General features: G+C 36.8%; 20 protein-coding genes. 7 read left to right on the top strand and 13 right to left on the bottom strand.

The genetic code is table 11. The features are described 5' to 3' along the window. Positions 1–124: 124 nt before the first annotated feature. On the bottom strand, positions 125–1042 hold the full coding sequence (gene dapA / locus QMA08_RS06645; protein WP_290174002.1) for a 4-hydroxy-tetrahydrodipicolinate synthase: 918 nt from the start codon (positions 1040–1042) through the stop codon (positions 125–127). Between the two features lie 171 nt (positions 1043–1213). Between dapA and QMA08_RS06640 the strand changes: the two genes are divergently transcribed. Both QMA08_RS06640 and QMA08_RS06635 read left to right on the top strand, forming a co-directional pair. Further along, a complete protein-coding gene (locus tag QMA08_RS06640; protein ID WP_193227148.1) occupies positions 1214–1867 on the top strand; it encodes a DUF6058 family natural product biosynthesis protein in 654 nt (217 codons plus the stop codon). Between the two features lie 96 nt (positions 1868–1963). Then, positions 1964–2824 (top strand): delta-class carbonic anhydrase, encoded by an 861-nt coding sequence (locus QMA08_RS06635; RefSeq protein ID WP_290174001.1) that lies wholly within the window; start codon positions 1964–1966, stop codon positions 2822–2824. Between the two features lie 76 nt (positions 2825–2900). On the opposite strand, the gene QMA08_RS06630 is transcribed toward QMA08_RS06635, so the two are convergent. The 8 genes from QMA08_RS06630 to QMA08_RS06595 all read right to left on the bottom strand — a co-directional run bounded on the left by QMA08_RS06630 (position 2901) and on the right by QMA08_RS06595 (position 8392). After that, complete coding sequence (locus QMA08_RS06630) at positions 2901–3665, bottom strand: 2-keto-4-pentenoate hydratase (protein ID WP_290174000.1); 765 nt, start codon at positions 3663–3665, stop codon at positions 2901–2903. A gap of 138 nt (positions 3666–3803) precedes the next feature. Continuing rightward, a complete protein-coding gene (locus QMA08_RS06625) occupies positions 3804–4208 on the bottom strand; it encodes a hypothetical protein (protein WP_002958658.1) in 405 nt (134 codons plus the stop codon). 109 nt (positions 4209–4317) lie between these two features. Then, entirely contained in the window at positions 4318–4476 is a 159-nt protein-coding gene (locus QMA08_RS06620) for a hypothetical protein (protein ID WP_007378675.1), read from the bottom strand. Between the two features lie 26 nt (positions 4477–4502). Continuing rightward, positions 4503–4847, bottom strand: a complete 345-nt coding sequence (locus QMA08_RS06615) for a hypothetical protein (RefSeq protein ID WP_290173999.1) — start codon at positions 4845–4847, stop codon at positions 4503–4505. A gap of 94 nt (positions 4848–4941) precedes the next feature. Then, positions 4942–5163, bottom strand: coding sequence for a hypothetical protein (locus QMA08_RS06610; RefSeq protein ID WP_039487563.1), 222 nt, complete (start codon positions 5161–5163; stop codon positions 4942–4944). A gap of 449 nt (positions 5164–5612) precedes the next feature. Next, positions 5613–5900 (bottom strand): putative quinol monooxygenase, encoded by a 288-nt coding sequence (locus QMA08_RS06605; protein ID WP_024605502.1) that lies wholly within the window; start codon positions 5898–5900, stop codon positions 5613–5615. A 79-nt stretch (positions 5901–5979) separates the two neighbouring features. Further along, the gene (gene dkgB / locus QMA08_RS06600; protein WP_290173998.1) at positions 5980–6795 is read right to left on the bottom strand and encodes a 2,5-didehydrogluconate reductase DkgB; all 816 of its coding nucleotides are present in this window, start codon (positions 6793–6795) and stop codon (positions 5980–5982) included. 424 nt (positions 6796–7219) lie between these two features. After that, positions 7220–8392, bottom strand: coding sequence for an MFS transporter (locus QMA08_RS06595; protein ID WP_039487557.1), 1173 nt, complete (start codon positions 8390–8392; stop codon positions 7220–7222). Between the two features lie 116 nt (positions 8393–8508). On the opposite strand from QMA08_RS06595, the gene QMA08_RS06590 reads away from it, so the two are divergent. Next, entirely contained in the window at positions 8509–9396 is an 888-nt protein-coding gene (locus QMA08_RS06590) for a LysR family transcriptional regulator (RefSeq protein ID WP_290173997.1), read from the top strand. Between the two features lie 107 nt (positions 9397–9503). Then, a complete protein-coding gene (locus tag QMA08_RS06585) occupies positions 9504–10544 on the top strand; it encodes a metal-dependent hydrolase (protein ID WP_290173996.1) in 1041 nt (346 codons plus the stop codon). Between the two features lie 74 nt (positions 10545–10618). Here QMA08_RS06585 and QMA08_RS06580 read toward each other — a convergent pair whose 3' ends face one another. Both QMA08_RS06580 and QMA08_RS06575 read right to left on the bottom strand, forming a co-directional pair. After that, positions 10619–11581 (bottom strand): sensor domain-containing diguanylate cyclase, encoded by a 963-nt coding sequence (locus QMA08_RS06580; RefSeq protein WP_290173995.1) that lies wholly within the window; start codon positions 11579–11581, stop codon positions 10619–10621. 324 nt (positions 11582–11905) lie between these two features. Then, entirely contained in the window at positions 11906–12175 is a 270-nt protein-coding gene (locus QMA08_RS06575) for a hypothetical protein (RefSeq protein ID WP_039487544.1), read from the bottom strand. 241 nt (positions 12176–12416) lie between these two features. On the opposite strand from QMA08_RS06575, the gene QMA08_RS06570 reads away from it, so the two are divergent. After that, positions 12417–12683: a type B 50S ribosomal protein L31 gene (locus tag QMA08_RS06570; protein WP_290173994.1), complete on the top strand. Its 267-nt coding sequence runs from the start codon at positions 12417–12419 to the stop codon at positions 12681–12683. Next, the gene (gene ykgO / locus QMA08_RS06565) at positions 12680–12814 is read left to right on the top strand and encodes a type B 50S ribosomal protein L36 (protein ID WP_002958669.1); all 135 of its coding nucleotides are present in this window, start codon (positions 12680–12682) and stop codon (positions 12812–12814) included. The genes QMA08_RS06570 and ykgO overlap by 4 nt, the downstream gene beginning before the upstream one ends. Before the next feature lie 63 nt (positions 12815–12877). Here ykgO and QMA08_RS06560 read toward each other — a convergent pair whose 3' ends face one another. Continuing rightward, entirely contained in the window at positions 12878–13264 is a 387-nt protein-coding gene (locus QMA08_RS06560) for an OsmC family protein (RefSeq protein ID WP_182753230.1), read from the bottom strand. A gap of 83 nt (positions 13265–13347) precedes the next feature. After that, complete coding sequence (locus QMA08_RS06555; protein ID WP_154902890.1) at positions 13348–13737, bottom strand: cytochrome b562; 390 nt, start codon at positions 13735–13737, stop codon at positions 13348–13350. 551 nt (positions 13738–14288) lie between these two features. Between QMA08_RS06555 and QMA08_RS06550 the strand changes: the two genes are divergently transcribed. After that, positions 14289–17141, top strand: coding sequence for a TonB-dependent receptor (locus QMA08_RS06550; RefSeq protein WP_290173993.1), 2853 nt, complete (start codon positions 14289–14291; stop codon positions 17139–17141). Positions 17142–17194: the final 53 nt, after the last annotated feature.

The raw sequence follows: 17194 nt of genomic DNA, 5'->3' as shown, positions 1-17194 counted from the left end.
ATAACCTACGGCCACATTATCAAGGGTCGCAAATTATACAGCAAAAACGAGTCAACAGTTAGCTTTAAACTGGATTAAAAGCTAAAAATTAGTTTGTTAAGTCATTAAAATATTGATTATCAACTCAAGAAAGCGTTAATACCTCATTTTGTTTTAATAACTGTGCTTTACCACCGACAACTTCACGTTCGTTAAGCTCATTTATTAATGGCAAACCTACTTTTTGTTGCTCATCACTAAGCGGTAAATACGGTAATCTAAATACTGGATTTACTGCACCTGTCATCATCATCGCAGTGTTAATAGCAATAGGGTTTGGCTCACAGAACAACCAGCTCATTAATGGTTGTAATGACGTATTTAACTCATCATTTTTAGTATCCATTAATTGGCGAAACAACCCAGGAATAAGGTTAGAAGTAACCGAAATAACACCGTGAGCTTTGTGTACATGACGAGCGTCGTGTGCTTCATCGTCGTTACCCGACCAACACGCAATGCCTTGCTGCTCATAGCGTGCAATGCGCTCATTGCCGCCACATTCTTTAATACCAATTAGGTTCGAGTGCTGTGCTAATGGTTCAATAATATCAGGTGTTAGGTCTTGGCCTGTGCGACCGGCTACGTTGTAAATAAAGGCAGGTCCAATATCAAGTACTCGTTTAAAGTGCTCTTTAACACCCGCGATTGACGTACGTCCATAATATGGGTTAATTTGCAGTGCTGCATCCATACCGCTGGCAAAGCCATATTTAGTTGCTTTAATCGCTTCACGGGTGTTGTTACTACCGGTATTACCAACAATAACCAGTTTGTCACCATACTTGTTTGCACTGTGCGCTATAAGCATTAAATGCTCTTCCCAGTTCATTAACTGGCCTTCGCCTGTTGTGCCACCAACTACAATGCCATCAACGCCCGCTGCAATTTGTATTTCAACGAGTTCATCGTACTTTGCGAGATCAATTTCACCGTTTGCTAAGTATGGCGTTTTAATAGCTGTAATAAGGCTTGCTTGTTTAATTTGGTCTAGGGTGCGCATAAAAATTCATTATTTATAAAACTTGCGCTATTTGTAACATACTTGCCAGTATTTTTGGAGGTATAAGCGCACATTTAATTATAAAATCGCTTGTGTTATTGAGTTTGGTAATACAAAATGAATAACTGTATATATAAACAGTATTTTATTTTTAACGATACCAGAGGCTTTATGCGTTTATCTGACTACTTAGCAACTCATTTTTATAACACCGATGAACTGTGCCAAGCATTAAACATAGATGCAGATACACTTTTAGCTTGGCAAGAGCGAAGTGTGTTCCCCAAACCAAGTTACTGTATTAAAAGTCAACTTAGCTGCAGCTCATATTCGGGTTTGTATGAATGCGAAGAGTATGACGACTATTATCCGCGCGGCTGTGTTAATTGGGGGCAAGGTCTTTTAAAACAAAAAATAGAATCATCAAGCCATGCATTTAATTATTTTGCGCAGCAATATACTGCAAGCCTAACTAAACTCGCTCAGCAAGGATTTACGTTTAGCGAAGAGCTATTTGGCTGTGAAATAGACGAGCACTTACAGCAAGTTTGGCAACAGTTTTTATGCAGTAAATATGGCGTACTTACTCAAAATGGATTAATAGACGAAATAGTCTCGGTAGACATTGGCAGGCTATTAGTTGACGACATTACAGAACTGCGCAGTAAAGCGAGTTTAAGCCAAGAAGAAAGAGCGCTACTACACCCCGCCATGAAGCTTTTAAACAAAGCGTTAGGGCATGGCGCCGATCATGAAAAACAACATACATTACGCACCCGCTATATAGATGCACTTATTTTAAAATACGATTTATCTATTAAATAGTTTTGCATTAGTTTAATTATTTTAGGATTATTTGACGAAAAACAAGATCTGTTAACTTAATTGTTACGCAAAATATAATTTAAAGGCACTGACTCAATGACAATCAAAACACAAATAAGTGTAATTTCTGCTGTAATCACTATCCTATCTTTTAATACACCAGCTAAAGCTAACCACGAAATAGTAAATGACGACATAATAAAAATACAGCGTGCAGCGCTTGCTAAAAACACCGCTAATAAAGGTTTTGGGCCACAATCTCCACGCAATATTGATAATTATAAAGGCGAAAACACGGCAGTTTTCTCTCATGCCCCAACTTCATCAAATATGAACTTATGCAATATACACTTTCATAAAAATGCTGAACATGCCGGTGGCGAATTTAGCAAATATGCAGGAAATGGTAATGGAAAAGGTTTTCAAAGTGGCTACTTATATTCAGGCTCTTTAACTAAAGGTGAAAGTAAACCAGCAAAAATTGAAATTTGTCCAAGCGATCACGGCGCGCTATTAGTTGGCGATACCATTGAGGTTCATAACGTTCATACGTCAGCAATTGTAAAACCAGGCCCTACCTTGGGGAGTTGTTTAAGTGATTCGATTAAAAATCCGCAACTACGTGTTGAAGCTCAAGTATATGTATTAGTAAACGATGCTAACGCACTTGATTTTGCTCAAATAAGCGCCGTGTCATCTGTTAATGGTTACTATCAGGCTATTGCTACACCTACAAATACGGGTAAACCGGTTGTTTATAGCGGTTCAACTACTGGCCCGAATTACAACGAAGTAGGCTCTCCTTTTCAAGTAACATGGTCAGTTAAACCAAAAGTAGCAAAGGTTGATATAAACAGTGTTGGTAAATGGTGTGAAAGTAACGCCTTTGATGAAGATCATGCCCACGGCGTACGAAATCTCGTAATAAATCCTGCACTACTCTCTAAAATCAAATAATTAAAATTTAGCCAAATATAAACAACCCACTAATTAGTGGGTTGTTTAATTATGACCATTAAAATGAGTACTTCGCTTAATGGGATAAAAATGTCACATTAAATGTATTTAAATCTTCATATGTAATACATGTTTGCTCATTAGTATTAAGCTCAACCACACCACAGTAAGAACCAGTTATAAACACTTGCCCTGCTTTTAAGTTAATTCCCTTTGCTGATAAGTAATTAACCGCCCAATAAAGAGGAAGCTGCGCAAGTTCTGCAGGGTGCACACCTGCCAAGTTTAACTCCAGCTCAGTTTGCTTAACGTTGATATTTACAGTACTTGCGTTATACGCTTTGGATTTATCTATTTGCGGGCCTAAATACACGCCTTGATTGGATAGGCCATCGGCCAGTTTTTCAATGTGAGTGCTTGGAGTGTCTTCATCAAACCTTTTTTGAATAAGCTCAAGTGCTAAATGGGCGCTGGCAAATACAGTATCTACGTCTTCATTTGTATAGGTTTTATTACTTGGTAAATCGCTTTGCAAAATAAATGCAATTTCTGGTTCAATAAGCGCTTTATTGTTTGTTGTATACAGTGGGCAATTTTCAGCTTGTTTTATAGGTGCATGTAAAAGAGGCGCTAATATAATTGAGCCATCATCTAAAGGCAGCATACACTTCCAGCCATATACAGTTTGATCATTTAAATAAATCATCAACTTTTGTACTTCTATTGCATCGTCAGTCGAGTCTAGTACTAACTCTTTAGGAAAGTTTGAACGCGCTGGGTTTTCTTCTCTTTGTGCTAATAAGTGAGTAGCAATTAGTTTTAGCTGTATTGAGTTGTTCACATAAATCTCTTTAAAATACGTTACTGGTTAAGCAGTAAATAGGAAGGATTACATTATTAATGCATTAGCTTAGGCATTAGAACATCATGTTAAATGCCTATAATTAAAATTGTATTTAAAACAAAGCGTGGTAATTATTTAAGTATCAATAGATTTGAGCGAGCGTAAAAACAGTCCTAAACCGCCAAACGCTAAAATTATAATAACGATCAAATCAAACGACGTCATAGTTCGCATACTAAATCGAACACTCGATATAACACCAAATATTAGTGCGGTTAACGAGCCAAGAGATAGCACCCAGCCTAAAATATTTTTAGAATTATAAAAAATCAGACCCACACCAAAAATAAACGGGATCATAACCATGCCGCCTGTAACGCCAAAGCCACCTAAAGCATTAACACTATAAATGCGAGAACTTAGTCCAAAATTAGAGGTCACCGAAATTGCGTTTAGCAGCATATAAAAGCCACCGCACATCATAATTAAACCAATAAAAAAATGCCCAATACCACCAGAGCTTCCACCCGCACCTTTCATTATTAATTATTCCTTTTATATTTTTAACTTAATAGTTTTAGATGGTAATTGCTCGAGTATTAACATTGACCGAAATATACATAATCAATGAGTGCACACGCGAAAATACTTATCGCGTAATTACATGCCAAATAACATAAAACCAAGACAAAAAACCGTGCAAAATTGCCCATAACACAGACTCATTAGCACTCCATGAAATAGCAATTGCTAGGGCCGTACCAAAAGAGACTCCATATTTTACTATCTCATTTCTTGAGTTTCTCATTAATTATATTCCTAGTTTTTAAATTATTAGCTGCTTGATTTGCTTACTAAAACTGACAGTTCTTTACCATCAATATTAATACTTGCTTCTTTACCTAGTTCAACAACTAAAGAGGGAGCCATATGTTTTCCACCTAGTTTTAGGTCAGTTGCTAAACTAACAGTAAAATCATCAATTGGCGTTACTGTAAGAGCAAAACTATACGAATTATCAACTGAAACTGACGCCTCTTCATTTGAATTGACTACTAAAACAGGTGAACCAATTAAGTTTTTATTATCATAAAATTTAGCATTAACTACAAAACTACCATTAGCTTGTGCAAATGAGGCAAAGCCTAACAACGCTACTATTGCGATTAATTTTTTCATTATTATCTCCATATAAATTATACAGTTTAAAGCTGTTAAGGCTTTATTGGCTGTGATTTTTTAGCTAGCAATTTACCAGCTAATGATTAAAAACTTATGTTTTAGCTCTGATGACATAACCAACGCCCAGCGAACTAATATAGAACAACACTCCAAATACACTAATATCAATGAGTAGCTTTAGAATGTCAAAAGTATCTGTAAACACAAGATACTCAAAAGAAAATAAATGAAATATAACTTTTGATCCAAAATACGCAGTTAATAAAGGAATTACAAAAATAAGAATAGATTGATTAGATTTATTAATTTCCATACCCATGTCTCCATTATTAGTTTAATTAACTCAGCTCTAAAAATATAACACACAAAAAATATATAAATAGTTTGCTATTTTGAGTCTCTTATTCAGTACCACTCGAACTATTTACGGCTGACTAAAATGCCATATTATATTTCTATAATTTACACCAGAGAACTTTAATGTAAACAACAAATTAAATAGGCTATTTATTAGAGTGGGTTGTGATACCAAAACGACTTTAATAAAGTTATAAACCTCTTTTGATTTCGACGCACTGTGCATTAACAAAAAAGAGTCCTAATAGGTTTCATTGATATTGGCGAAGTTGAGTATTTAGGCAGGTTGGAGTGTAAGAATAAAAGGTGATGTAAGTTAACAGCACCTATTTGAGTATTTACTTGGTTACACGTAATTTAGCTAAGTATTTTAATACGTACCATAATAGGCACTGTAAAAAGAATTTAACCAATTGATTTATATACATCAATACTACTATTGGTTAAAAGCCCAGTAACTTGCGTACCAAACGCTTTAAAGTGTGGCTCGTTTTTATGCGCTTCAAAGTGCTCGTCAGACGCCCACTGTTCGCTAACAACGTAATCGGTATGTTCATTATCACTTTTTACCGATAGTTCATAACGTAAGCACCCTACTTCTTGGCGCGATGACTTTTGTAAGTTTTCAAGTGCTGTAAGCATTACATCTGCATCAATATTTTTGCACGACAGTGCAGCTATAACCGTTAACATGTGTATTCCTTTTTAAAAGTTAAGGTGTAGATAATCTACACCTTAAAATATTTAGTTTAACTTTGCGTTTGAGGTAAGTTTACTGATCCCACTGCGGCGCAAAGTCTGGTGTTGCTTGGCGGTCGCCACAATCAAGACCATCAATGCGGGCTATGTCTTCATCATCTAACTTAATATGGTCGTTAAAGTTATCTTCTAAATTTTTGCGCTTAGTTGATGATGGAATTGTCGTCATGCCGCTTGCGTTAACCCATGCTAAAACAACTTGTGCTGGACTTGCATCGTGCTTTTTAGCAATGTCGATAATAGTTTGATCTTTAAGTACTTTACCTACTACAAATGGCATATACGCAGTTACATGTATATCGTGCTGAGCACAAAATGCGCGTAATTTAGTATTAGTTAAATATGGGTGAACCTCAACCTGATTGGTAAATATTTCACGCGAGTCGAGTGTTTGCATTGCTTCATTTAAGTTTGCAATGGTGAAGTTTGATACACCAATGTGCTTAGTTAAACCAAGCTGCTTCGCTTTTAGTAATTCAGTGAGGTATTCACTCATTGGCTCGTCGTTAGCAGGCGATGGCCAATGAATTAGCAGTAAGTCGACCGAATCAACTTGTAGCTTTTCAAGTGACTTTTTAACGCTTGGGATAAAGTCGCTTTTATTTAATTTGTTATTCCACACTTTGGTGGTTAAGAATATTTCACTGCGCGGAATATTACTATCTTTTATGGCTTGGCCTACTTGCTCTTCGTTGCCATAAATTTGTGCAGTATCAATATGGCGAAACCCAACTTCGAGCGCCATTTTTACTGAGTTATAGGCAGTGTCGCCCTCCAAACGGAATGTTCCCATACCTAGTTCTGGCATTTCTATTACACGTTTTGTCATGGTTTATCCTTATAAAATAATCGGTTAAAAATACAAACTTCACTAGGGCGTGTTGTTCTTTGTGGATTGAAATTTGTTCAATCTAGGGGCGATTTAATCGCGGCGCGAGGTTTGTAACCTAGTGGGCTAAGTAAAAACCGAGCAACAAAGAGTTAATCGCTCCTAGAAAGAACCCAACGGGCAGTGTATGTTTGGTTTTTATGCTGCGTTATCGCCTATTTATGGGGAACAACCACACTACATAGGCTCTGCCTTGCCTAAAAACCAAACTTACTACTGCAAATTCAACAACCAAAGAGCAACACGCCCTATAGTTTTACGAAATACACCTTTTACTTCTTATTAAGACTGTCACTTAAAATTCTATGACCTCATAACAGGTATGAGGTCATTAATTTTAGTTTCAAGGTTAACAGAAGATACTTTATGCTTGCTGAATTTCACGTTTATCAAGCATACCGCTGTAGCGTGTAACACCAAGTGCTAAAACAGAGATAACGGCGCCTATCCATGCTGTATCTTGCAGTGTCATGTTCTCTACTACACTACCGCCAATAATTGAGCCAAGTGCAATACCAATATTAAATGCGGCTATGTTTAAACCTGATGCAACATCTACCGCATTGGGCGTGTGCTTTTGTGCTTGCTTTACTACATAAAGTTGCAAGCCTGGCACATTACCAAAAGCAAATGCGCCCCATACTAAAATAGTAAGTACAGCAGCAATTTTTGATTCCATCGTAAAAGTAAATATCAGTAAAATAATACTCAAAGCGCTGAATATAATGCTCAGTGCGCTAATTGGGCCGCGTTTGTCGGCCAACTTTCCACCCCAAATATTACCTACCGCTACCGATACACCGTAAACAAGCATTATTAAGGCAATAGCCGAAGGCGCAAAACCTGTTTGTTGCTCTAAAATAGGTGCTAAATAAGTAAACGCTGTAAACGTGCCGCCATAGCCCAATATCGTCATTAAATACACCAGTAATAAACGCGGTTTTACGATTACCTGTAGTTGCTCTTTAAACGTCGCTGGTATTGATTGTTTTAAGTTTTTTGGTACTAAAATAGAGCTGCCGATTAATGCAATTAAACCTAATACCGACACAACTAAAAACGTTGCACGCCAACCAAAGTGTTGTCCAATCCATGTACCTAGTGGCACACCAGTTACGAGTGCTACAGTAAGCCCGGTAAACATAATGGCTATTGCACTGGCTTCTTTGTCTTTGCTTACTAGGCTAGTGGCAATCATCGATCCGATTGAAAAAAACACACCGTGGGCAAGCCCCGTTAAAATGCGCGCAAGTATTAATGTTTCGTAACTTGGCGCTTGCCATGCAAGTAAGTTACCTAAAACAAATAAGCCCATTAAGCTTATTAGTACCACTTTACGATTCCAGCGACCCGTTAAAGCCGTTAGCACCGGCGCACCGATGGCAACGCCAACCGCATATAAACTTACAAGCAAACCTGCTGAAGGTAGGCTTACGCCTAAGTCGTTTGCAATGGTGGGTACTAATCCCACTATTACAAACTCAGTTGTTCCTATTGCAAATGCGCTTAAGGTAAGCGCCCACAAAGCCAATGGCATAGTTATATCCTCATTAATATTTGAAGAATGTAGTTTGGCTAAAATATCGTTTGCAAAAAATAGCATTAGTGACAAAATACTTTTGTTAATAATGCAAAGATGGTGTTGGTATATTTATGGCTGTTCATTCAAAAACTGAAGATTTAGAAACGTTTATAACGGTAGTAGATTGCGGAAGCTTTTCGGGGGCGGCTAATTTGCTCGATCAACAGGTGGCTAAAGTGTCGCGAGCTGTATCACGCCTTGAAAATACACTGCAATGCACTTTGCTAAACAGAACAACACGCCGATTAGAGCTTACCGAAGAAGGCCATACTTTTATAAAATATGCGCGCGAAGGGTTAAATACGCTTTATACCGGTGAAGAAGCCATAAAGCTTTTAAAACAAGCGCCAAGTGGCAAGCTGCGAATAGATGCGGCAAGCCCTTTTGTATTGCACCAACTTACGCCTTTAATTGGCGAATTTGCCAAGCAATACCCTCAAATAACGCTTGATATAACCTCACACGACAGCATTATTGATTTACTTGAACATAAAACCGATTTAGCCATACGTATTGGTGATTTAAAAGACTCAAATTTACATGTTCGTAAACTTGGCAGCAGCCAGTTACGTATTGTAGCCAGCCCAGAATATATAAAAAACAACGCAGCAATTACACAAATAGATGACTTACAAAATCACAAGATAATTGGTTTTAGTGACTTCCCTAAATTAAACAATTGGCCGTTAGTAAAGCCCGCTTTATTTACGTTTTCGCTAAGCGCAAGCAGCGGCGAAACAGTGCGCCAACTATGTATTGCAAACCAAGGTGTGGCGCTACTTTCTCACTTTATGATTGGCAATGACCTAAAAACAGGTAAATTAGTTGAAGTGTTACCCAGTGCAGTTAGCTCACCTAATAACCGAGAGGTTGTACAAGCCGTGTATTATAAAAATAGTGCTGTATCGTCTCGCATTACAGCATTTTTAGATTTTATAAAACCTAGGCTTAGTTTATAAATTTTAGGCATTGATGTGCTTATCAAATATTTCACATTATTTTTTGACGCTTTTTAATAATCAAAAAGTATAAATAATAAAAGTAGTAATTAAAGGTATTAATCAAAATGGATTCTTTAACGCAGATAGCATTAGGCAGTGCTGTAGGTTATGCGGTATTAGGCAATAAAATAGGTCGAAAAGCCGTTTTATGGGGAGCAATTTTAGGCACACTCCCTGATTTAGATGTATTTTTGCCATATGGTGGCTCTGTAGAAGCATTTACTTATCACCGTAGCTTTAGTCATTCGTTATTAATACATTTATTAATTAGCCCGCTCATTGTATGGCTAATATTAAAAATACACACCGGAATGCAAATTTATAAAGTACGCTGGTTTTGGCTAGTATTTTTAAGTTTATCTACACATGCCATATTAGACAGCCTAACGGTATACGGTACACAACTACTCTGGCCTTTTACTGAGTACCCCTTTGCGGTTTCTAGTGTGTTTATTATTGACCCCGCTTACACGCTTCCTTTATTAATTGGCGTAATATGTACGCTAATACCCAAAATACAAGCAGCAACGGCTTATCGTATAAATTCAGCGGCCTTAGTTTTAAGTAGTCTATATTTATTTTGTGCTTTAATTTTAAAAGTAAGTATTGATGACAAGGTGAAAACAGCACTCAACAACAGGCAAATACCAGTAAATGCGTATATTAGTACGCCTGCCCCGATAACCACTTTGCTGTGGCGTATTGTTGTGATGTCTGACGGACAATACTACGAAGGTTATGCATCAGTATTTGACGCGCCCAGCGATGTTACATTAACGCCTTATCAAACAACGCCTTCATTGTTAAATAATATTAGCGATGAATGGGCTATAAAACGCTTGCAGTGGTTTACTAAAGGGTTTTATTCGGTGCGCCAACAGCAAAGCAGTATTGTACTTTCTGATTTACGTATGGGCATGGAATGCAACTATGTGTTTAATTTTGTAGTGGGTCAAAAAAATGATTCAGAGGTGAGCATTGGTAACTTTGAAAAAATAAGTCAAAGACCAAACTTAAACAATCTTCATAAAATATGGGACAGGATTTGGCAACCAAATGTGTCTTTAGCATCACCCGCTGCAAAAAATGACTGCAATAGCCAATAACTACCTATTATAAGATTCGTACTAGCATGAGGAAGTTAAGTGAAGTTCAAGCAGCAATTAAACTAAATAGATCACTAAAGTGATTGCTGCTTTTTTTGCTGATACATTGCAACATCAGCATCTTGAATCATATCCTCAACCGATTTACCTGTATCGTATTTAAAGTGTGTTACCCCTACACTGTAATCGATTTTATAAGGCTTATTTAAGGTATTATTGGCATGCGCAATTGCATCCGCAAACCTTTGTAAAACAAACTCAGCTTTTGTTTCATCTAAATCACTTAGCATTACTACAAACTCATCTCCGCCAAGTCTGCCTATTACTTCACAATTACAAAATGAACTAAGCATAATTTGCGCAAATTTATTCAATACAAAATCGCCTTCGTGGTGTCCATAAACATCATTAATTTGTTTAAACTTATTAAGATCAAACAATATAAACGACATTGATACTTTGTTTCGCCTACATACATTTAGTGTATGCTCAGCAAGGTTCAAAAAGCCACGCCGGTTAGAGATTCTTGTTAACTCGTCAATTGTAGCTAGTTGAATTGATTGAATCTCTTGCTCAACCAACGTACCTAAATCTCTTAGTAATTGTTTTTCTTCATCATTAAGGTGTCTAGGTTTATTATCGGCAAGGCATAAAGTGCCTATAATAACCCCTTGCCTTAATTTTAAAGGAAAGCCAGCATAAAAGCGTACTTTAGGATCGCCTGCAACAAAAGGGTTATCAAAAAACCTTTTATCTTGAACTGTATCTGGGATTATTAAGAGCTCGTCTTGATTTATAGTATGGCCACAAAATGAGGTTTCGCGAGGAAGCTCAGGCGCATCAAGCCCCTGCCTAGATTTAAACCATTGGCGGTCTTCGTCAATCAAAGTAACCAATGAAATAGAAACATTAAACATGCTCTTGGCAATACGAGTAACACGATCAAAGCGCTCTTCATGCGACGTATCTAGAATTTTTAATGTTTTTAACGCATGTAATCGCTCTGCTTCGTTACTTGGGATCTCAGGTTGAATCATTAAAGCTCAATTAATTTTAAGTGTTTTATGAATTACGAAATGGGAGCGAGTATTTTCGAATATATAATCCGATAAACTTATTTAAATTATAAATAGTCTGTCTATTAAAACTAGAACATTACCTTAAAATAGCAATAAATACTTATGAATATCAGTAAGTCGTACCTAAATAAAGATAAGATTAAATCCGCAAAAAATTATGATGAAAACAGGTGGGAGTAGTGGTTGATACAACATTGCTACTTTCTAATTAAAAAGTAGTAGTGGCTATTTAATTTTATTTAAATAACCACTGGATTTGGCATACTTACAAAAATAAACACTTTAATTTTGGTGCTCATATTGTCCACGGTAAACTTCAAATACTTTTAAAACAGTATGTTGCTCTTTAGTTAGGTTATCAAACCAAGTATCAAACAGCTCATCATCTTCTTGCTCGCTTAGTGCCATATACCTTGCTAGTAACTCTACAATATCATTGTGGTTGCAGGTTAACGGATTTACTTGTTGCGCCAAGGTACTGTGGTCGCGCTCTCTTAGGGTTTCCATCACCCCTTGGTCAATTTGTTCTTGTTGTTGTGTTGCGTCACTCATACATAACCTCTGTAATAACTTTATAACCGTATTTGTTAACGTTTTAACTCTTAAATATAGTTATAACAGCCTAAACGCCAATAGCCAGCATTTTTGATTCAAGTGCTTATTTTTTGATTTATTTGCGCAAATAGCCAACAATTACGGCCTTTTTGGGGAACATTTAAATAATTTGCAATGGGAGAATAAATACGTTAAATTAAAATGATATACTATCACATATCATTTATTGAGGCGTATTATGAAACCAAATATTCATCCTGATTACCACGTGGTTGCTTTTCACGATACTGCTGCCGATTCTTACTTTATTATTGGCTCAACCATTAAAACAAGCCGCACAGTAGAAATAGACGGTAATACTTATCCATATGTACCTATTGACGTATCAAGTGACTCACATCCATTTTATACAGGCAAGCAAAAAACTGTTGCTACAGATGGCCGTGTTGCACAGTTTAACCGTCGTTTTAAAAGTTTATCGACCGTTAAAAAGGAAAAGGTATGAAAGTATTAAGCTCCCTAAAAAGTGCGAAGCAACGCCCGGGGTGTCAAATTGTAAAACGCAAAGGCCGCGTATTTGTAATTTGTAAAAACAACCCACGCTTTAAAGCAGTACAAGGAATGAAAAAGAAATAAGTTAAACGGGGATGCTCAACATATAATTAGGTAGCTTGTTAAAGCTACCTAATTTAGGGAGGATTATTTTACCACTACTGAAAACTCTGGCACTGCCTGAATTACTTTTTTTACCGTACAGGTATTAACGGCTGCAATAAGCGCCTTTTTATATTTATCAGGAAAACCGTCTGGTAGGTTAATCTCAATTGAAAATAACTTTTTACCGTTATCATCTACATTTTCATTATTTTGAGTAAGCGTCATACCTTGCGTTGAAATATCACGCTGCTCACAAAATTTACGTGCATAAAAACCTGCACATAAAGCCATACTTACTAAAAAGTAATCAAACGGTTCTGGATGCTCTGCGTTGCCACCAGCGTTTACACTTTGATCGCTGATTACTTCTAGGTCGCCAAATTTAGCGCTTTGCTTTTGGCCTTCTAACATTGAAACTGAAATTTCCATTGTGTTTCCTTATATTTATTGCTGCAGATACTTTTAACGCAATTAGCTTAAAAGTAGCGACTAAAGATACATATAGTTTAGGTTTATGAACCGAACAGTAATTCAAAGAACCCTGGAGGCTCATGTAGCTCATGATATTTTTTACGTAAATTATCTATATTTTTTAACGGTTCTTTTGCTGCACTTAGACCCTGCTCATTCGCTGCTTTTTTTGCAAGCTCAGCTTGGGCAATTACTTTATCAAGGCCCTGCAATGACTGCTCAGGCTTTTTGTAAAACTTACCTGTTTTACTTACTTTTACTAGCTTTATAAATTCATCAATCGCAGTATTAAATTCACTAAGTTGAGTTGCCTGTACTGCTTGTTTATACGCAAGGCCCGTATTTTTCATATTTATTTCAAGATCGACAGGTTCCTCGGCTAAAACCAATGAGCTAAATAATAACGCAATATTTAATAAGAAATATTTCATGAACAACCTTATGAGTGAAAGACGCCGAATTGTATCAATTAAAGTAAAAAAAGTAACTCTACTACTCTAAACTTTGGAAGCTATCTGTAAAGCCCCTTTACAGTTTGTATTAGCGGTGGAAGACAGAACTTAATCTTGAATTTATGAAAATAAATTATCAAGCTAACCCTATACGATACAAACCTCAAAAGTAACAAAATAATCCCTAAAAACACAACTATAAAACCATAAAAATAAACATATAAATATTTATACCTTTAAAAATCAATAAGTAAAAAACAACAAAAAAGACAAACAAGATACAAAATATAAACACATTGCCAATAGAGCAAACAAGAAGTTAACCGAAACATTTTAAACCATTGTTTTAACTACATTTTAACAACCCGCTTGTCTTCTTTATTTGTAGGTTCAGCGATAATCCATTGCCTAAAAAACTGCAAGTGTTAAATCTGGGTGCGCAATGTAAATTTTGTATACAAATAATTACTAACATGAATTTTATATTGCACTTAAGTTTAAAAAAACAACTAATTCATCTAGGGGATAATATGAAATCTTATAACCAGCTCTCAAGCGGCATAAAAACAGCTCTCTGTTTAAGTGCAATTGGTTTGGCGCATACTTCTATTGCAGCAGATGCTGAGGATACAAAAATAGAACGAGTTGAAGTAACAGGTTCAAAAATCAGCCGAGTTGGTGCAATTGCACCTGCACCTGTAACTGTAATTACTGGTGAACAACTTCTTAATACTGGTGCAGTGAATATCGGTGAAGCGTTAAATAAACTACCAGCACTAGGTAACACATATTCTTTAGCAAACTCAGGCCGCTTTATTGGTACTGCAGGTCTAAATATTCTTGATTTACGTAACATGGGTACTGACCGTACGCTTGTACTTGTAAATGGTAAACGCCATGTTTCGAGCTCAGCAGGCTCACAATCTGTTGACACTAATACTATACCAAGCGTATGGGTTGAGCGTGTAGAAATTGTAACAGGCGGTGCATCTGCTGTTTACGGTGCTGATGCTGTAACAGGTGTTGTTAACTTTATTTTAAAAGATAATATTGAAGGTTTAGACTTTACTGTAACTAAAGGCGTTTCAGATTTAAGTGATTACAACAATGAAAAGGCAACCTTTTCATATGGTAAGAACTTTGATGATGGCCGTGGTAATGCTGCATTTGCAGTTGAATACTCAGCTCAAGACTCTTTAAATGCGTTAGATCACCCTTGGACTGATGGTTCATACTCAAGTCTACGTAACCAAGCCCAAAACGATTCTAATAAAGACGACCCTAATTTTCCTGATAAGATTTATACGCCAAATGCTGGTTACTACGCAATTAATAACGCAGGCGTGTTTAGCCTAGGTAATGGTTATGTAAATACATTTAATGCAGATGGCTCTCATCGTGACATTTATACTGGTGACAACGTTGACGGTCTTCTATGTGCAGATTGTGATTCGTTTAACCTAGCCCAGTTTGACGAGATACAACCAAAATTCGAACGTTACAATGTTAACTTTAAAGTTAACTATGATGTAACAGACGATTTAAATGCTTATTTTGAAGCCAAATACGTAAACAGTGAAGGTGAAAGCATTGGCCAACCCGCATTTTTCTTTGGCGATCCACGTAATACCATACAAATTGATAACGCATATTTAGACCCAAGTGTTAAAAAGCTTATGGAAGAAGCTAACGATGGTGAAGGCGTAGAATCAATAAATGTACTTCGTATGATGACTGATTTAGGTCGTCGCATTGAAAACAATACACGCGAAACAACACGATTTGTAGCTGGCCTTAAAGGTACGGTCTTTAGTGATTGGGATTTAGATGCATCTATTGTACGTGGTAAAACAGAATTAGAACGCGTCAATGGCGCTAATATGATTCTTGAAAATTACTCTAACGCACTTGATGCGGTAGATGATGGCAATGGTAATATTGTATGTAGAAGTGAAGCAGCACAAGCTGAAGGCTGTGTTCCTGTAAATATTATGGGCTTTGGTGCGCCAAGTGATGAAGCAATTAACTACATAAATACTGTTTCTACAGGTACATCTGAAATCACTCAAACTGTAGTATCTGCTTCTTTGGCCAATGGTGGATTATTTGAATTACCTGCAGGTTATGTAGGTATGGCTTTTGGTGTTGAATACCGTAAAGAAGAAAGTGAAACAAAAGAGCCAAATAATGCTGAAGGCACATTCTTTAATGCACTTGGTGAAGACAAAGGCGACTTTGATGTAAGTGAAATTTTTACAGAAGTATCAATTCCACTACTTTCTGATATGCCATTTGTTCAAGACTTAGTGCTGGATGCAGCTGTACGCTACGCTGATTACAGCACAATTGGCGATGCAACTAGCTGGAAATTAGGGCTTGATTGGACTCTAAACGATGAGCTTCGTTTTCGTCTAACACAATCAGAAGCGCTAAGAGCGCCAAATATTGGTGAAATTTTTGGTGCACCGAGCCAAACTTTCTACAGTGTCGACGATCCTTGTCAAGCTGATAACTTAAATGATTTACAAAACAGTAGTACACGCCGTGCCAACTGTGCTGCATTAGGAGTGCCAGAAGGTTTTGATTCTGACTATGATTCACAAACACTTGAAGGTTTACAAAGCGGTAATCGAGATGTGAAGGGTGAAGAATCTACAAGTACTACTATTGGTCTAGTTTACCAACCAGAGTTTATTGAAAACGCAACACTTACTATAGATTACTGGAAAATTGAGCTTGAAGATGCAATCTCGACTATCAGTGCGCAAGATATCCTAGATCGTTGTGTTGATAGCGGCTCAGGTATTTCAAATCAATATTGTAGTCTTATTACACGTGATGCAAACAGTGAGATTTCGTTAATTCAAAACTCAGTGCTTAATGTATCAGGTCAAGAAGCATCTGGTGTTGACTTTGAATTAGGTTACGACTTTGATGCGCTTGAAGGTAGCTTTAAAACACGCTTTATTGGTACATATTTGATTGAGCGTAAAGAGTTCCCATTCCAAGATGAGCCTAGCGACTACATTGAATATGCGGGCGTTACAGGTGAAGCGCAATGGCAAGCTAACTTAAATATAGAATATAGCTACGAAAACTTATACACATCTTTGAGCACTCGTTATATCGAAGAAGTAAGCTTATACACAGATCAAGATTTAAGCGATAACCCCAATCCAAATAGTTTAACTACTTTTGGTACATACATAATTACTGACATGACAGTCGGTTATAACTTTGATAATGGTGTTGGCTTAAAAGTGGGTGTAGATAACCTATTCAATCGTGAGTTACCTTATGGTACACGTGGTGATGGTAGCGGAAGTGCTAGCTACGATAATATAGGGCGTTTTGGTTACATTACTTTTTCATATAAAATGTAAGTTTTATTGTTAATAAAAGGCCCATAAACTGGGCCTTTTATACTTTTCAAAGA

Origin of the sequence: Pseudoalteromonas sp. APC 3355 (assembly GCF_030407615.1) — a bacterium.
In the GTDB taxonomy this organism is placed as follows: domain Bacteria; phylum Pseudomonadota; class Gammaproteobacteria; order Enterobacterales; family Alteromonadaceae; genus Pseudoalteromonas; species Pseudoalteromonas distincta.
The sequence above is the reverse complement of the archived record's forward strand: the minus strand, read 5'-3'. Positions and strand labels throughout refer to the sequence as shown.

Bases quoted from the DNA above. Each gene is read 5' to 3' on its own strand.
- QMA08_RS06605 (WP_024605502.1), bottom strand. From the start codon at position 5,900: ATGTTAACGGTTATAGCTGCACTGTCGTGCAAAAATATTGATGCAGAT.
- QMA08_RS06640 (WP_193227148.1), top strand. From the start codon at position 1,214: ATGCGTTTATCTGACTACTTAGCAACTCATTTTTATAACACCGATGAA.
- QMA08_RS06625 (WP_002958658.1), bottom strand. From the start codon at position 4,208: ATGAAAGGTGCGGGTGGAAGCTCTGGTGGTATTGGGCATTTTTTTATT.
- QMA08_RS06615 (WP_290173999.1), bottom strand. From the start codon at position 4,847: ATGAAAAAATTAATCGCAATAGTAGCGTTGTTAGGCTTTGCCTCATTT.
- QMA08_RS06550 (WP_290173993.1), top strand. From the start codon at position 14,289: ATGAAATCTTATAACCAGCTCTCAAGCGGCATAAAAACAGCTCTCTGT.
- dkgB (WP_290173998.1), bottom strand. From the start codon at position 6,795: ATGACAAAACGTGTAATAGAAATGCCAGAACTAGGTATGGGAACATTC.
- QMA08_RS06580 (WP_290173995.1), bottom strand. From the start codon at position 11,581: ATGATTCAACCTGAGATCCCAAGTAACGAAGCAGAGCGATTACATGCG.
- QMA08_RS06620 (WP_007378675.1), bottom strand. From the start codon at position 4,476: ATGAGAAACTCAAGAAATGAGATAGTAAAATATGGAGTCTCTTTTGGT.
- QMA08_RS06585 (WP_290173996.1), top strand. From the start codon at position 9,504: ATGGATTCTTTAACGCAGATAGCATTAGGCAGTGCTGTAGGTTATGCG.
- dapA (WP_290174002.1), bottom strand. From the start codon at position 1,042: ATGCGCACCCTAGACCAAATTAAACAAGCAAGCCTTATTACAGCTATT.
- QMA08_RS06575 (WP_039487544.1), bottom strand. From the start codon at position 12,175: ATGAGTGACGCAACACAACAACAAGAACAAATTGACCAAGGGGTGATG.
- ykgO (WP_002958669.1), top strand. From the start codon at position 12,680: ATGAAAGTATTAAGCTCCCTAAAAAGTGCGAAGCAACGCCCGGGGTGT.
- QMA08_RS06610 (WP_039487563.1), bottom strand. From the start codon at position 5,163: ATGGAAATTAATAAATCTAATCAATCTATTCTTATTTTTGTAATTCCT.
- QMA08_RS06560 (WP_182753230.1), bottom strand. From the start codon at position 13,264: ATGGAAATTTCAGTTTCAATGTTAGAAGGCCAAAAGCAAAGCGCTAAA.
- QMA08_RS06595 (WP_039487557.1), bottom strand. From the start codon at position 8,392: ATGCCATTGGCTTTGTGGGCGCTTACCTTAAGCGCATTTGCAATAGGA.
- QMA08_RS06555 (WP_154902890.1), bottom strand. From the start codon at position 13,737: ATGAAATATTTCTTATTAAATATTGCGTTATTATTTAGCTCATTGGTT.
- QMA08_RS06635 (WP_290174001.1), top strand. From the start codon at position 1,964: ATGACAATCAAAACACAAATAAGTGTAATTTCTGCTGTAATCACTATC.
- QMA08_RS06570 (WP_290173994.1), top strand. From the start codon at position 12,417: ATGAAACCAAATATTCATCCTGATTACCACGTGGTTGCTTTTCACGAT.
- QMA08_RS06590 (WP_290173997.1), top strand. From the start codon at position 8,509: ATGGCTGTTCATTCAAAAACTGAAGATTTAGAAACGTTTATAACGGTA.